This window comes from Sedimentisphaera salicampi, assembly GCF_002117005.1.
GTDB classification, from domain to species: domain Bacteria; phylum Planctomycetota; class Phycisphaerae; order Sedimentisphaerales; family Sedimentisphaeraceae; genus Sedimentisphaera; species Sedimentisphaera salicampi.
Map to the genome: position 1 here is coordinate 3,099,793 of NZ_CP021023.1, position 16,199 is coordinate 3,115,991.

The 16,199-nt window shown below is 45.0% G+C and carries 10 protein-coding genes; 8 read left to right on the forward strand and 2 right to left on the reverse strand.

Features of this window, described 5'->3' with window-relative positions:
- Positions 1 to 200: 200 nt before the first annotated feature.
- Both STSP1_RS11920 and STSP1_RS11925 read left to right on the forward strand, forming a co-directional pair.
- On the forward strand, positions 201 to 659 hold the full coding sequence (locus STSP1_RS11920; RefSeq protein ID WP_085756551.1) for a PTS sugar transporter subunit IIA: 459 nt from the start codon (positions 201 to 203) through the stop codon (positions 657 to 659).
- 59 nt (positions 660 to 718) lie between these two features.
- On the forward strand, positions 719 to 1,804 hold the full coding sequence (locus STSP1_RS11925) for a mannose-1-phosphate guanylyltransferase (RefSeq protein WP_085756552.1): 1,086 nt from the start codon (positions 719 to 721) through the stop codon (positions 1,802 to 1,804).
- 12 nt (positions 1,805 to 1,816) lie between these two features.
- Here the strand turns inward: STSP1_RS11925 and STSP1_RS11930 are convergent, their stop codons facing one another.
- Together STSP1_RS11930 and STSP1_RS11935 are read right to left on the reverse strand one after the other, a co-directional pair.
- Positions 1,817 to 3,901 (reverse strand): U32 family peptidase, encoded by a 2,085-nt coding sequence (locus tag STSP1_RS11930; RefSeq protein ID WP_085756553.1) that lies wholly within the window; start codon positions 3,899 to 3,901, stop codon positions 1,817 to 1,819.
- On the reverse strand, positions 3,898 to 4,356 hold the full coding sequence (locus STSP1_RS11935) for a hypothetical protein (protein ID WP_123807045.1): 459 nt from the start codon (positions 4,354 to 4,356) through the stop codon (positions 3,898 to 3,900). Before STSP1_RS11935 ends, STSP1_RS11930 begins: the two co-directional genes overlap by 4 nt.
- 568 nt (positions 4,357 to 4,924) lie before the next feature.
- Here STSP1_RS11935 and STSP1_RS11940 point away from each other — a divergent pair.
- The 6 genes from STSP1_RS11940 to STSP1_RS11965 are packed head-to-tail and all read left to right on the forward strand — an operon-like array spanning position 4,925 to position 16,197.
- Positions 4,925 to 6,451, forward strand: a complete 1,527-nt coding sequence (locus tag STSP1_RS11940) for a polysaccharide biosynthesis/export family protein (RefSeq protein WP_085756555.1) — start codon at positions 4,925 to 4,927, stop codon at positions 6,449 to 6,451.
- A 23-nt stretch (positions 6,452 to 6,474) separates the two neighbouring features.
- Positions 6,475 to 7,416: an exosortase/archaeosortase family protein gene (locus tag STSP1_RS11945; RefSeq protein ID WP_085756556.1), complete on the forward strand. Its 942-nt coding sequence runs from the start codon at positions 6,475 to 6,477 to the stop codon at positions 7,414 to 7,416.
- A complete protein-coding gene (locus tag STSP1_RS11950) occupies positions 7,413 to 8,150 on the forward strand; it encodes a hypothetical protein (RefSeq protein WP_085756557.1) in 738 nt (245 codons plus the stop codon). Before STSP1_RS11945 ends, STSP1_RS11950 begins: the two co-directional genes overlap by 4 nt.
- Before the next feature lie 21 nt (positions 8,151 to 8,171).
- Positions 8,172 to 12,917: a tetratricopeptide repeat protein gene (locus tag STSP1_RS11955; RefSeq protein ID WP_085756558.1), complete on the forward strand. Its 4,746-nt coding sequence runs from the start codon at positions 8,172 to 8,174 to the stop codon at positions 12,915 to 12,917.
- Positions 12,918 to 12,973: 56 nt separating this feature from the next.
- The gene (locus tag STSP1_RS11960; RefSeq protein ID WP_085756559.1) at positions 12,974 to 15,205 is read left to right on the forward strand and encodes a GumC family protein; all 2,232 of its coding nucleotides are present in this window, start codon (positions 12,974 to 12,976) and stop codon (positions 15,203 to 15,205) included.
- 32 nt (positions 15,206 to 15,237) lie between these two features.
- The gene (locus STSP1_RS11965; RefSeq protein WP_161491730.1) at positions 15,238 to 16,197 is read left to right on the forward strand and encodes a tetratricopeptide repeat protein; all 960 of its coding nucleotides are present in this window, start codon (positions 15,238 to 15,240) and stop codon (positions 16,195 to 16,197) included.
- The last annotated feature ends 2 nt before the right edge of the window (positions 16,198 to 16,199 follow it).

The window sequence follows — 16,199 nt, forward strand, 5'->3', positions numbered from 1 at the left end:
CGATTCTGCAACAAAAGACTCCTGCCCAGCTCCCCTAATTCTTGCAGAATTTCGGTTTTCAGTTTAGCCTAACATATTGCCGAATTGCGTATTAAGCTTTTATCGTTTTTTGAAAAAGCTTGAAAAGCTTTGGGAAAGCATTAGAATTATCTGATGGTTGTATCAAACAGCTATTGTTTTATTAAAAACGGAAAAAAAGAATGCTAATCTCACAGATACTGAAAAAATCATCAATTATAGTGCCTTTAAAGTCGGCTGAGAAGGATGATGTAATTGAAGAGCTTATAGACAAGCTCAACGAAAACGGCCTGCTTACAGACCGTGATGATGTTTTAGACAAGGTAATGACCCGAGAAATGACCCGAAGCACAGGTATCGGGCAGGGAATAGCTATCCCGCACGGGAAGAGCAAAGGTGTGAACGAGCTGATAATGGCAATGGGTATTGCCAGCTCAGAAATTGATTTCGACAGCATAGATAACAAGCCTGTAAGTATTGTTATTTTGCTTGTTTCTCCTGCTGGCCAGACGGGTCCGCATATTCAGGCTCTTGCAAAAATCAGCCGGCTTATGCTTGATGGAGATTTCAGGCAGAAGCTTCAGGACGCTCAGGATGCTGAAGAAGTGTACAATTTACTGAGCAGTAAGGAATCTGAATAATACTGATATTTAAGCCCGCATTTGTTGCGGGCTTTTTTGGTTCTATCTTACTGGAGAGAATGATGGATTATGCAGTAATTATGGCGGGAGGTTCAGGAACGAGGCTTTGGCCCTTAAGCCGAAAGGACAGGCCTAAGCAGATTATTGATATTTTCGGAGGCGAAACCCTTCTGAGGAAGGCTTTTGAAAGGCTCCTGCCGGTTTTCGAGCCCAAGAAGATTTTCGTCCAAACAAACGATGCACATACGAAGAAGGTAAAGAAGATTCTTCCGGAAGTCCCGAAGAAGAACATTATAGGCGAGCCGTATATGCGAAATACAGCAGGTGCGGTGGGGCTGGCTGCATCATTCATTGCAGATAAAGATGCAGATTCATCTATGACAGTCGTTACAGCAGACCACATCATAGAACCGGAGGATAAATTTGCCCAAACTCTCGGTGAGGCTGTTCAGTTTGTCAACGATAATCCGGAAAATCTTATCACTTTCGGAATCAAGCCTGCATACCCAAGCACTCAGTACGGTTATATCAGGCTGGGCAAGAGAACCGCATATGACGGCAGCGAGGTTTACAAAGTGGAAAGCTTTAAGGAGAAGCCCGATGCAGTCAAGGCTGAGGACTATCTGGAAAGCGGAAATTATCTCTGGAATTCAGGGATGTTTGTATGGAAAACGCAGGCTATCCTCAGCAGCCTTTATCACTACCTCCCAGACTGCAAGAAGCCGCTTAAGAAAATTCAGAAAAAGATAGGCTCAAAGAGGCAGGACGAAGTAATCGAAGAGCGTTTCAAGGAAGTGCCCAAAATAAGCATTGATTATGCTGTTATGGAAAAGAGTCCATCGGTTTATTCTATCAAGCTCGACTGCAGCTGGATTGATATGGGCTCTTACGACGCCCTGATGCAGGTAATAAATCAGGACAGCGATAATAACGCACTCTCGGGAAGTGAGCCTGAGCTCATTAACTGCTCAAATAACATTATTATCAATCAGGAAGATGGGCATACCATTGCAGGCATAGGCGTTGAGAATATGGTGGTTGCCCATACTGATGATGTAACCTTTATCTGCCCAAGAGAAAAATGCGGCGATATCAAGGAAATGATTGAACAGGTACGCAAAAACAAAGGCGAAAAGCTTCTTTGATTGCGAGTTTGTTCAGGTAAGGTTTCTTTGAAAATTGAACTGGAAGGACTTTTTCTTTGTGAAGGGCAGGCCTTTTCTCAGTCGGTTAGCTGCATCTTTCAGTTTTGCAGGGTCTTTGATGCCTGCAAGGTCTGCGCATAATCTTCTTACCTTTATACCTCTCTCATCGCTGCCGAGAATTGAGTATGCATCCTGAGATCTGAGTATTGTGTTTTCATTTGAAGGTTCGAGCTTCAGCCTGATCCCCCTTTCATCCTCCAAAGTTTGGCCTTCCAGAGCCTTTTCATCAATTTTCGCTCGGGTAATGCCAAGGCATGGGAAGCCGCAAACTGTAAGCGAAAGCGGCAGGGGACTCGCCTCTGAAAGCTCTCGGATCTTCTTTTTGTCTGCCTCTATGCTTATCATTGCCTCTTTTGCTCCAAGATTTTTCAGAGCTTTTGCTGCTGTATGATTGAGTATCATAAGCCCGGGACCTGCGGTAAATTCAGCGCCGGCCTGAAGAGCAATCTCAACCCCCGCCCAGCTGTTCACTTCCAAGGTAATCCCGTTATCCCTGGCCTTTTCAGCAAGAGTTTTGAAATATTCTATTCTGTCTTCGTAAAATACTTGCGGCAGGGCTGCGAGCCAATTTTTACGAAGCGAGGATAATTTTCCGAGCTCCAAATTCTCCACCACCACCTGCTCAAATGTGTAAAGGCTCCCCGCTACCTGCTTTGCGCAGGGGTAATCTGCCCGAACAGAGTTCACCTTAGCCTCGCGGGTGAGGGGGAATTTGTTCTCTTTGTTTCGCTGGGAGGCTTTAATTGTGTCTTTTGCCTGCTGTCTTAGAGGGATACGAATTGTAGAATCGTGGGCTTTTTTCTGTCTTTGATGGAAAATTCTGCTCAGCTCATCGGCGAGCGAGTTTGCTGTTTTTTTTGAATAGAGCCTTTCGGGTTCATCGAATTCAATCCCGGCAAATTCTGCGTTCTGATAATTCTGTGTCGCAAGCAGATAGGCAATGTTCTCCGCGTTTACTCCCCGCTTAGCTTTTTTTACTGCCGTAAGCGGCAAATGTATTATCTCCTTCTCTTCTTCGCTGATTCGGACCTCTGCTTCAAATTTCCCGTTCGTTGTGGACACTGATACTGTGAAAAATTCTTTGCCCTTTTCGGTACCGCTTGCAGAATCTTCTTTATTTTCCAGATCTTTGCCGGCCTCGCTCGAAATCCTGCCGCTGCCTCCGCAGAGTTTTATTCTTTGCCCGTCGAAATAGCCGGCAGTCTGCTTCCTTCCGGTGTAATCAGAAAGCTCGTTATGGATTGAAGCCTCAGCCTCTCCATCCAAGGCCCTTCTGAAAAGCTGTACCGTTTTGTAAACCCATTCAGGCTTTTTAAGACGCCCCTCTATTTTTATGCAGCTTACTCCTGCCTTCTTGATTTCTTCAGGCCTTTCAATAAGGCTCAAATCGTGCATTGAAAGGCGAGGTGCTTCAGCCCCCCTCGAATCTTTCCAGAGTACCCTGCAGGGGCTTGTGCACGTTCCTCTGTTTCCGCTGCGTCCGCCGCCCCAGCTGCTAAGAAGGCATCTGCCCGAAACGCAGAAACACATCGCTCCCTGAACAAACACTTCTGTTTCCACTGAATCCATCCTTGAGGCGGCTTTTATTTCCTCCTCGCTGAGCTCTCTTGCAAGCACCGCTCTTTTTATTCCTGCTCTGCTTGCAAATTGAACGCCCATAGAATTTTCAATTCCTGCCTGTGTGCTGAAATGAAAGTCAAGTTCCGGGAAGCTCCCCGCCAGTTCAATAAACATCGGATCAGTTATCAGAACTGCTTCTATTCCTGCTTCTGCTGCAAGCTCTAAAGCCCTTGCTGCCTGCCCTGTTTCTCTGAATGATATGTGCGTGTTGAGCGTGAGATATGTTTTCACTCCCTCACAGCGTGCGAAGCGGGCAGCTTCTTTCAGCTGCTCTGAGCTGAAATTTCCTGCTCCTCTTCTCGCGTTGAGTGTTTCAAGTCCGAGATAAACTGCATCCGCTCCTGCACTTACAGCTGATTTAAGGCAGTCAAAATTTCCCGCAGGGGCGAGAAGCTCCAATTTTTTCTCATTATTCATTCGGCGAACTCCTCTTCTTTTCCGCTGGAAAGTTTATCTTGGCTTCCGAGATTCGGGTTAGAGTGGGGATTGAATCCGCCTAAAAATGTGAAGGCCGTTACAATCAGCAAGGCCCCGCAAATAAACAGGAGTTTGCGGTTTTGCCCTTTGCCTGCAAATTTCAGCCACTCCCAGCGGCTCTTGTCTTCTGTTTTTATGTCTCCAAGCTCTTTGAGTATCAGCTCAGCTTTCCGGCTGTCCTGTTCGCTTGGTTCAGGGTATGGGCTCGCCTTTTTATATACGTTAAACATCTTATCATGAAAAATCTGCAAAAGTTTAGGATCTCTTTTGAGCATCTCCATCTGGGACTGGCAAATAAATTTTTTCTCACGAAGCTTTTCAATCATTTTCTCTGTTTCGATAAGTGTTTGCCGGTTTTGGAAATAAAGTTCTATCTCAGGCGCAGCATAGCTCAAAGAAAGGAATAAAAATCCCCCCGCAATGCAAATGCAAAACATAATTGTCTGTAGAAACCTGAAAAAATCCATTCTGCTCTCACTCGGCTGTTAGTTAAAATGAGTCTTTGACGATGATTATATTCATAGAATTTAAAATTTGCATATAATTTTGATTTTAGATTCCCGCAGCAGCAATTTTTTCTTAAGTCTGAGCGGCAAAACCATATAATAACCTGAAATTTAATCTCTTCTGCTGAAAACTTCGGCAAAATTTTGCGGGCAGTCAGTATTTTTTACGTATTCTGAAGAAATCTTTTCAAAAAGCTTAAAAGCCGGCTGAATGATTGTTTATTCGCCTTTTTTCAGGATTAAATGCAGAAGAGCCTTTTGAGCCGGCAGTAGATCGCAAGGAAATAAACATACTGCTTTACGGCAGGTTTTTACTGATGAATAAAATTAAATTGACAATACAAGTAATTTTTGCCATAATCCCGCACTCACCGTTTTGACGGTCTTGAGGTGTAAAATTTGTTTAGAAGAGTGATTAGCTCTTGTTCGCTTTTATGATATATTATGTTAAAGGTTTATGATGCATAGAAAGGCGTTGATTTTCTCAGCGGTTGCTCTTGGATTACTTTTTTCAGGCGGTTGCCGTAATAAGTTTTGGGATCCAACCCAGATAGGAAGGTTCAGGCCTGTTCCTGTACAGCATGTAATACTTGATTCTCTTGGGCTTGCCGAGGAAGAGCCTGAAAGGTTTGTTCAGCCCGAACCCCCCAAACCTGAGGATGTGGTAACTTATATGGACGATTATTCGCTTCATCCCGGAGATGTCGTGCGGGTAAATATATACGAGCTGCTTCAGGAAAACTCTCCTTACATTGAAGACTTAACCGTTTCAGAGAGCGGCAGAATCTCTATTCCCGAGATTGGTGTCGTGGAGGCGGAAGGTTACACAGAGCACGAGCTTGAATCTGAGCTCAAGCAGATCTTGTCCCCGGATATATTAAAAACTCCTGTCGTGAAGGTCTCGCTTGTTTCTTCTGATTACAGGTCTTTCTCTATCCTTGGAACCGGCCTTCTCTCGAATGTGGCAGGGGGGCGTTATCTTGTTCCAAGGGGCGGAGATTTCAGATTGCTTGATGCCCTTGCAACGGCAGGCGGATGTAATGAGTTCAATGTTACGAATATCTACATTACACGCCAGCTTTCAGAAGATGAGATTGCTCAGCGTGCCGAGACACAGTACGCACCGCCGGGAGTAGAGATACCGGGAGTTTCATATCGTTCACGCAGGGAAAAGAAGGTGGAAGAGGAAGAAATAGACTTCCAAAAGGCCGAAGAAGAGCTCTTGAGGCTTATCGCTCCGGCCGAGCTGCCCGTGCTTTCATTCGCTGAGGGCGACGGCAGTTCTGAGAATATAGAATGGGTCTTCAAGAACGGCCGATGGGTGCCTGTGGAGAAGGATGCTTCAGGTGAAGAAAAGGAAACTGAAGTGGTCGTTGGTGAACAGCAGGAGCAAACTGATACGCAATCTCAGGACCAGCAGCAGACAGAATCGGACGAAAGCGTTCGGGATTCACTCCCTGAAGGGTATGTTGAAGATCAGGAGAATCCTGTGAGATATATGGTGCGGGTTATTGAAGTCCCTTGGAAGGCTCTTCGCAAAGGAGACCCGCGATACAATATCGTGATAAAGCCGGGCGATGTGATCACAGTGCCTTCAGACAGGATCGGCGAATGCGTTGTTATGGGAAATGTTAATCAGCCAGGATACATTACTCTCAGCGGAAGGCCTATGACGCTTATGCAGGCTGTAGCTGCTGCAGGCGGGCTTGGACAGCTTGCAGAGCCGGAGAATGTCGAGGTTAGAAGGCGTATCGGCCAGGACCACGAAGAAATTGTTATGGTTAATCTCGATAAGATTGCAAGTGGCCAGCAGCCGGACTTCTACATCAAACGCGATGATACGATTAACGTAGGTACAAGCGACGTTAGCTATTGGCTCTACGTGCTCAGAAATGCCTTCACTGCAAACTACGGCTTCAGCTTCGATTACAGCAGAATATACCGTACAGGTGAATATGATTACGATTACAATTACAACAGGTAATTTTAAGGCTGATTTTAAAACTGATGACAGAAAAAGTTAAATACACATGGGCATCTTTGGGGAGCCTCTTTTATCTGAAGACGGCTGTCCTTGCTGTGCTTTTTGTTCTGCTTTTCTGGAACAATATTGAAGATATGGTTCGGGTATGGATGAAGGACCCGAGCTGGTCTCATGGGTTTTTGATTCCGCTTTTCAGTTTATACCTGATCAATCAGAGAAAGGAAGAGCTGCTTTCCAAAAAGGCTTCGCCTTCTTTTATCGGTGTTTTGACGCTGGCTGCTATACTTACAGTATATATCTTCAATATAGTGCAAATAAGATACGCTTACGGCGAGCCTGTCCTTATGATAGCGGCATTAGGCGCTGTAGTTCTCGCTGTCTGCGGCTGGCGGATGATTTATCATCTATGGCTGCCTGTGGCTTTTTTGATCTTTGCTGTTCCGATCCCTACGAGGCTTTACAGAGAGCTCACAATGCCGATGAGGATGATAGCCTCTCAGGTTACAACAGCTTTTCTCAATGCCATACCGGAAATAGATGCAACTGTCAGAGGTGTGATAATTGAGGTTACCTACAAAGGCGTGCCTCTTGAAACTGCTTTGAACGTGGCAGATGCCTGCAGCGGAATGAGGCTTATGATGGCCTTTCTTGCTCTCGGTGTGGCTATGGCCTATATTCACAGCAGACCGATATGGCAGAAAGCAACGCTCATTGCATCTATAATTCCGATCGCTATTTTGTGCAACATAATCAGGGTAACAATAACAGCCTTCATATATATCTATATCGGGCAGCAGTATGCAAAGGGCATATACCACAATATGCTCGGTATGATGATGCTTCCGATAGCTCTTTTCTTCTACTGGCTCGTTGACTGGTTTATGAACAATCTCTTCGAACAGGAAGGTGAAGAACAAAAGCAAAAAGAAGATGATTCTCCCAAGGTAGTGAGGAGAAAGAGATGAAGCTTAATAAATCAAATGTTGTATTTCTGCTTCTTGTAATTATCCTCGGCGGATTGGCCGCAGGAAAAAGGATTATAATAGACAATCTCGGCATCTACCTTCAGAAACAGCCGATTGAGCTGAAAAATTCTCTTGACGAGCTGAACATTGATGGTAAAAAAGGGTATGTTGTTCGTAAGAAAAGAAAAATTGAAAACAAAGAAATTGAAAAAGAGCTCGGTACTACAGATTACATTATCTGGGAAATTGAGAATACTGAGGCACCTTCAGATTCTCCTACGAAATTTTGCTCGCTTTTTATCACTTATTACACAGGAATTAACGATCGGATACCTCATGTGCCGGAGGAATGCTATTTCGGTGCAGGGAATGTGGTTAAAGGTTACCGTGAAGGACAATTGAATTTACTCTCATCAGACCAGCAGAATACCAGCCAGAGCTACAGAATGGTTGAATTTGTCAGCAAGGCAGACAGCATCTGGCGGGGCTCAAAACCGTTTTACGTGTGCTATCTGCTGAAGGTAAACGGGGAATTTGCATCTAACAGAACTGAGGCGAGAAATATAATGGCCACGAATTTATTTGGTAAATACTCATACTTTGCTAAGATAGAGTGGCGATTTAACGGGAAAAGCTCTCATCCAACAAAAAGCGAGATAGATAAGGCTTCTCAAGGCCTGATGAGCTTTGTTGTAGAGGAGCTTGATAAGAACCACTGGCCCGATTTGGATTGATTATTTCATTCAGGGATTGATATGGCAAAGAAAAAGAAAAAAATAAGATTAAATATTAAGGTAGCAATTGCCGGTTTGCTGCTGCTTGGCGTAATTGGTGCCGGTACGTTTTATCTTTGGTATAAAAGCGGAAGAGACCCTCAAAAGTTTATTGTTGAGGCTCAGACTGCGCTCGAAAATAAACAGTATAAGCAGGCTGAAGAACTATACGGTAAGGCCTATCATTTCTCAGAAGGGCTGGACAAAGTAGATATACTCTTCAAGCTCGCAGAGATTGCTATGATTGAAGACCCGGGCGACCCCGCCGCGGGGATTGAACCGAAAGAGCCGAAATGGCGAAAGGCTCTTGGCATCTTTGATAAAATTGCAGCTACTGACCCAAAGAATATCGAAGCACGCCTTAAAATGCTCGATTTCAGCTATGAACTTGCCGATATGGGAAGGGCCAATTCTTGGAATGAAGTAAAGGAAATCTCAGACGAGCTTCTCTTGCTATATGATGAGAAAAATATGGAGCCGGACCCATTCGTAGTGCTCGCACGAGGCAGGGCATCTCTTGAGATTGCAAAATCTGGAAGCGCAACTGATACCCAGAAAGAAGTGGATGATGCCAAGAAGTTTATGAATATGCTTCTAAAGCTTGAGCCGAATAATTTCGATGCATTCTGGCATCTCGCCCACGCAGAGCTGCTCCAGGGGGAAATTGAAGATAATGCCGGCATTATCGGCGCACGAGAAGACAGCGTGAAAAGGGCTGAGGCAATCATACAGGAATCTATCGATAAAAATCCCGAGATGGCCGAGCCGTATGTGAATATGCTCAAGCTCAAAATACTTGAGAGCAGATCAGGGAAAACTTCTGCGGATGTAAAGGCAACCATTGAAGAGCAGTATCAGAAGGTGAAAGAAAAATTCCCTGATAATGCTGAGATAGATTACGTTATGGCCGGCTTCTATTATAAAAACCCGCTTGATATAGATAAGGCCGTAAAGCTTATTAACGATGCTGTTGAGAAAGAGCCGGAAGATTACGATTATGTGTTCCGTGCCTCTATGATTAACTATATGAAATACTGCCTTTCCGGCGAGAAAGTGAAATGGGTAGATGAGGCGATTCGGTTGGCGAAATCTGCCTTGGAGCTTCCAGAGGCTCAGCACACAACAGGCCCGAAAGAAGCCCGCAACAACAACAATATTCTTGTTTTGAACAACCTTCTCGCTAATTATTATTCTGAAAAGGCAAGGCATACCGAAGGCGAAAAGAGAGAAAATCTTCTCGCATCTCTGGAAGAGGCAACCAAAAACATTAAAGAAATTGTAATGGTTGAGGAAAACCCAATCCTTATTAAATGGAGGGGTATGCTTGAATACCTCAGTGGAGAGCAGGAGAAGGGACTTCGCAAACTCGTTAAAGCTCAGGATAAATTCGACGCTCAAAACAGTCCTGATGCTCAGCTCTGTTATTTTATTTCGCGTATCCTCAAAAGCGAAAGCGTTATCGGTGCAAGGCAGAAGTATCTCGGGAAGGCTATAGAAAACAATATTGTTTTTGAGGGCAGGCCTGAGGCTGTGCTCGATTATTCAGAAATTCTCCTCCAGCTCCGCTCTCCGGATAATGCGATATCGCTTGTGCAGAGGTATGAGCAGGTAATGGGTGAGAACGAGAGAAGCAATGAGCTGCTTATCGAGGCTTATATTCAGGCTAATCTCTTCGACAAGGCAGAAAAGCAGATTGAGGCTTATGGGCCTGAATCCCTGAAGGCCCTAAATTATAAGCTTGAGATAGCAGGCCAGAGGGCTTCTCAGCTGCTCCAGCTAAGAGCAAGGCAGCAGCTCTACAATGAGCCGAACGCCCAGAATAAGATAAGCCGTTTGAGCGAGGATATAAGAGAGATTCGCCTCAAGAGGCTAAAGCTCCTGCGTCAAATATTTAACAAGTATCCTGAGTCCCTGAAAGATTACAGCGGAATTTCAGAAATACTGGTAGATGTCCTTCAGGAAGGATATAAGCCCAAGGCGATTGAGTTCAATCAGGATTTCCTTGCAAAGTATCCTGATAATCCTACAGCTCGCCTTATGAAAAAGAGGCTCAGTAAGCCTGACCCGCTGGTTGTAGACAAAGAAGAACTTAGAGAGTTTCAGGCTGAGATTCTTTCAGATACTGATATGCCTGAGCTCGAGAAGCAGCTCAGTATTGGAAGAGTTTTCCTCAAAGGCCAGGACTACGAGAATGCCTACGGGTATTACGAGAAGGCCCTTGAGTTAGACCCTGACAATGAAGCGGCAGTTTCTTCGCTTTTCGATATGGCGATTGCCGAGGAAGATTACGAGCGTGCGAAAGGCTATATGGAAACTGCGGTTGAAATGGACATCGACGGCTGCGGCGGACAGTTCTTTGCCGGACGTTTAGCCCTGAAGAAAGAAAATTACGAAAAAGCGCTCGACTGCTTTAATGAGTGCATTGAGATTAAGCCGATCTTCCCGTCTGCCTATTTGAATCTCAGTATTATATATAATGAGATGAACAAGATGGATCGGGCTGTTGAAAATGCCCGCAAGGCAGCGGAGTTTTCACCTAAAGACAGCAATATTTCGCTAAATTATGCGATGGTGCTATACAAACGTAATGAGCGGCTCGGCAGCGATGTTACAGACCAGCAGAAAAAGCAGGCTCAGGATGCTATATTAAGAGCTATCAGGGTGAATCCATCGAATATAGAGCTTCAGAGCGTATATGCTGAATATATTGCAGATACAAAGCCTGGAAGTGCTCTTGCTATGCGCCAGACTATCTTTAAGTCTAACCCCACTAAGAAAAATGCTCTTCTTCTAGCAAGGATGGCCTTGAAGAATGCTGACGATGCGTTTAACTCTCCGAAAAAAGAGGCTATGTACAGAATAGCAGAAGACGCATACAACAATGCCCTTTCTATCTCCCCGGGAGACCCTGAAGTTCTTGATGCCTATGCAGATTTCTACAGAATCTCCGGGCAGGAAGATAAGATTTCCCAGCTCCTAGGAGACAGGAAAGAGGTGCTCTGGAAATCATACTACCGACGCTCTCAGTTTGACAAGGCAAAAGAAACTCTCCTTGAGCTGAGGGAGAAAGACCCGGACAATAAAGACTATGTTCTTGGTCTGCTGGGAGTTTCAATTAAACTCTTTGATAAAGAAAACGTAGAAAAGTATTCCAAAGAACTGCTTCAACTTGAAGACACTCTTGCTAACAGAATACTCAGGGTTAAGTCTTTCGTGGAAATAGGCGCTGTTGAAGACGTTGAGAACGACCTGCAGAAGCTTATTGAGAATAATCCGGACAATTCTGAGCTTCGTCTGCTTTCAGCTACCGTAGCCCTAAGAAAGGGTGAATTCGACAGAGCTGAAGAGATTGCAGGGAAAATTCTTGATAAAAACAGCAAAAATGCCACTGCTTGGCGAATCAAAGGCAAGGCAAATTATCTAAGCGCAGATTATCAAAAGGCTCTTGATGATTTCAAAGAGTGCAAGTCTATTAAAGATGACAGCCTTATAAGAATCGATATCGCAAGGGCTTACGACAGGCTCGGCAGATATGAGCCTGCCATTTCTGAGCTAAACAGCGCTGTGGAGGATGAGAGTACGCCTCTTGTAGCATTGAGGCTGCTTGAAGAGATCTACTGGCGTGCTAAAAAGTTTGCCCCCCTCAGGGATTATTACAACCTGATGATAAAACGCTTTCCCGAAAAGTCTTACTGGCAGCGCCGTCTTGGCGATATGGAAACAAAGCTCGAAAATTACAGGGCAGCAGAAGATGCGTACAAAGCTGCTTGGGACAAGGCGCTGAATTCAGGCGAAGATGATCCTGCATCAATACTTGGTTATGCAAACACTCTTCTCGAACAGGGCAAGAATTCTCAGGTGCTCTCAATGCTCTCCAAGTATGTTGATTCTCCGTACAAGGTGGCTGTATTTACCCTGATGGGGCAGACAAGACACAGCATGGGCAATGAAGAAAATGCAATGGAAGATTTTCACGTTGCCATGAAAAGCGCAGGGATAGATTTGCAGAAGATCAAGTTCGTTATCCAGAGAATGGTTGACAGCTACGACAAGCAAAGTGCATACGAGATAGTAACAAGTTACGCTGAGAAGGGCGAAAAAACTGTTAATAAGTACTTGTGCCTCTTTCAGGTGAATTTTGAGTTTGCTAATTACAATAAAGCCATCAGCTACGTTGATGATGCTATTTCACAAATTTCAAAGGAAAATATACTTCATCGGCAGTTTAACATACTCAAAGCAAATACTCTGCTCTATGCTTATAAGAAAATCCCGGACAGAGACTACACCGAAAGAGCTGCGCAGATTTATGAAGAGCTTCTCAAGCAGACCCCTGGCGACACTAACGTGCTGAACAATCTGGCTTATCTGCTTGCAGAGAGTGATTATGACCTTGAGAGGGCTGAGCAGGTGGCAGCAAAGGCCTATCAAAATTCCCCCGATAACGGGCTGGTACTTGATACTTACGGTTATACGCTCATAAAGAACCGTAAATACGAGAAGGCCGAATCGCTCCTTTCAAGAGCTATTCAAAAAATGGAGCTGAGCTCTACAAGCGCGCCTTCTGAGGTGTATGAGCATTACGGCCTTGCTCTGGAAAGACTGAATAAGCCTGAGGAAGCAAAAGCGGCATATGAAAGAGCATTGAAAACAGATGAAAATCTTCCAAAAGAAACTCAAGATAAGCTTAAAGAAAAAATTTCAAGGCTTTCCAAGAGAATTTTTTAGCGGTTTTCAGAAGTCAATATTATATTCTTATAATAGGTTCTTAAGAGGATTATTAAGTGGTTAACGAATCTGAAATAACATCCAGGCTCCCAATGCAGGAGCCTCAGGCAGAGGGTATTCAGCTTACCCCGAAAGATATACTTACGATTATAAGAAGGCATCTCTTGCTGATTATCCTTCTTCCGATTTTAGGAGCGGCTTTAGGTGTAGGTCTATATTTTGTTTTCGCAAAATATTCCCCGAAATACACATCTACCTCTGCTATCAGGGTATTGGAGCCGGAAATCAGCGACCCGATGAAGCTCGCTGCGAGAATGTCTAACACAGACACCTACTACCAGTTCCGTCAGACGAAGGCTCGTTTCATCAAGCAGCAGGATATGCTTCAGAACCTTCTCGAAACTGATCAGGTGCGAAACACCCAGTGGTTCCGCCAGTTCGTGGCTGACGATGGGCGGCCTGATATTGCTGATGCTTTAGAAGCCCTTGAAGACAGTATAGGGGTTAATGTTGCAAGAGATAATTTTATTATCCAGATTAGTTTTTCTTCTAAAAACGCCCGAGAATCGAAGCTTATTCTCGATCAGCTTGTGGAGCTTTACACCAAATCTCAGCTTGAAAGAGAAACGCAGACCCAGCGTGATAAACTGGCTCAGGCGAAGGAAGAAGAGCGAAAGGTGCGTGCTGAAATCAGGGCGGCCGAGGCCTCGCTGAGGGATATACGCCAGTCAAACCCTACGCTTGCCGAATTCAGCGATACTGGAGATACCGGCAGCCAAAGGCACAGCATCAAGGTTAAGCACGATTCTCTTGAGGTTCAGGTGATGGATCTTGAGGGGCAGATTAGTGAGATTGAATCACGAATTGCAACTCTTGAATCCAGAGCTCAGGGCGAGTTTGACGAGGTTGTACGTGAGCAGATGGAAAACGACCCGATCGCCATCTCTGCCCGCCAGCGAATACTTTACCTCAGGCCGGAGCTTGCAAGGCTCACTGCGAAGCTCGGCGAGAACCACCGCTCAGTCCGAAAGATGCGTGAGCAGCTTCGTATGGCAGAATCAGAACTCAACAGCAGGCAGAATTTTATCGCTGAGCTCAACAGACAGTCGCAGCTCCAGCAGGCCGAAGACCAGCGTGCTTTCCTTGTGAGCCAGCTTGAGAATTACCGTGCCCAGCTTCAGGATGCTCTTCTCAAACAGAAAGAGCTTGATGAGTTGAGAGCGGAATACGAATCTTTTGTGGAGATTCGTGAAAGAGGCCGTGAGAGGCTCGAGAAGCTTATCGATCACATCCAGAGCCTCAATATGCTTGTTAGGGACCCCAAGGTTTCTAAGCTTGAGCCTTTGGGAGAGGCTATTTTACCGCTGCAAAAGAGCTTCCCTGACCTTAAGCTTTTCGTACCTGCGGGTATTGTCCTTGGCGGCTTTATAGCAGTAGTTTTCGCCTTCATACGTGAATTGGCAAATGATAAGCTCAGAACGCCTCAGGATGTTTCAAAAGCTGTAGATATACCCGTTCTCGGTGTGATATACAACAGCAAAGAAGATGATGATGTTGAGGATATCCAGCCTGAACGAGTAGTGAATGAGGCACCGAATTCCGTTACCGGTGAGGCATATCGCCAGCTTAAGTCTAATGTAAAACTCTCAGGAGCTTTGGGTTATGGTCAGGTGCTGATGATAACCAGCGCAAATCCGCAAGAGGGCAAGTCCACAGTGGCATCCAATCTCTCTGTCAGTCTTGCTGCTGAGCAGAATAAGGTTCTGCTGATTGATGCAAACTTCCGCAGGCCTGCCTTCAGCATATATACCTCTCAGTCGGGTGAATCGGAAGAGAATCAGATGATTTCTGGTCTCAGTGAAGTTCTTGCGGGCGATAAATCCACCGAGGATGTTATTGTTTCAGGTCAAGTTGCAAACTTAGACATAATGGCTTGCGGCGAGCTTCCGGAAATGCCTTCTGAGATGCTTTCAGGACGTTCAATGCACAAATTCCTCACCGATGTAAAAGGTAAGTATGATTTTGTGGTTATTGATGCTCCGCCTGTAATTATGAGTGAAGCTAAGAGTTTAAGTGCTATGGCAGATTCAACTCTCGTTGTCTTCAACGCTCAGATGACTAAGCGGGGCGTTGCGCAAAGAACGGTGCGTGAGCTTGATGTGGTCAATGCTAATGTGATAGGCTGTTCGCTTGTTTCTGCCAAAGCCCTCAAAGGCGGCTACTTCAACCAGTATCTCAAAACTTACAAGGATTATATAGAATCGATGCCTGAAACTAAGGCTTCTTGAAAGAGAGTTTAGTTGGATAAATGGAAATTAATATGATACGCAGATTTACTAAATTACTTTTGCCCCTGTTGGTCGCCGCATTTTTCATAGCCGGCTGCCAAGACCCGCAGAAAATTTATGTGGAAGCCGTTGAACTGGATGAGCAAGGCCAGTCCGATCAGGCAATCCAAACCTTGGATGAAGCTATAAAGGCAGACTCCGAATTTTCAGATGCATATTCTCTTAAGGGTGATATCTTTCAGCGTCAGGGAAAGCTTGAGCAAAGCTCGCAGGCATATGAGCAGGCTGTGAAGTATAATCCAGTTTCCTTCAAGGATTTATACAATCTGGGAAAGGTTAATTATTCCTTGGAGAGATACGAAAAAGCTATAGGTGCTTTCGTTCGGGCTTTAGAGCTGCATCCTGAAAGTTACGATGCCAACTACTTCACTGCCAAAACATACTACAAGCTTGAAGACTACGAAAAGGCATTGAACTATGCTACAGAAGCAAGGCTTATCAGCCCTGATAACACCGAGCTTGAAATTCTATTCGGCGATATTTACACCGCAACCAGCAATTACGAAACAGCTATCGCAGAATACAGAAGGGCTCTCGAGCGTGAAGGCAATAAGCCGGAGATTATGATTCCTCTCGGACTTGCATACATTAGAAGCGGAAGCTTTGATGTCGCAAGGGAACTGCTGAACGAAACGATAAGGGTGGCGCCAGACGACCATCGTATTTATCAGTACCTCGGATATCTTGACCTCCGCGCAAAAGATTTCGAAGCCTCAATCGAGAATTACAGGGTGGCAAGTTCGCTCAGGCCGGGCGATCAGCTCTCTTTGAAAGGCTCAGGCGTGGCATATATATTGAAGGGATTCAGGGATAAAGACCCGGTCATTAAAGATAAAGGAATACAGCAGTGGCGTGTTGCGCTGAGGCTTCAGCCAGACCAGCCAGGACTGAGAAGACTTATAAGGAAGTATTCCAAGGTCAAGGTGCAGTAGAA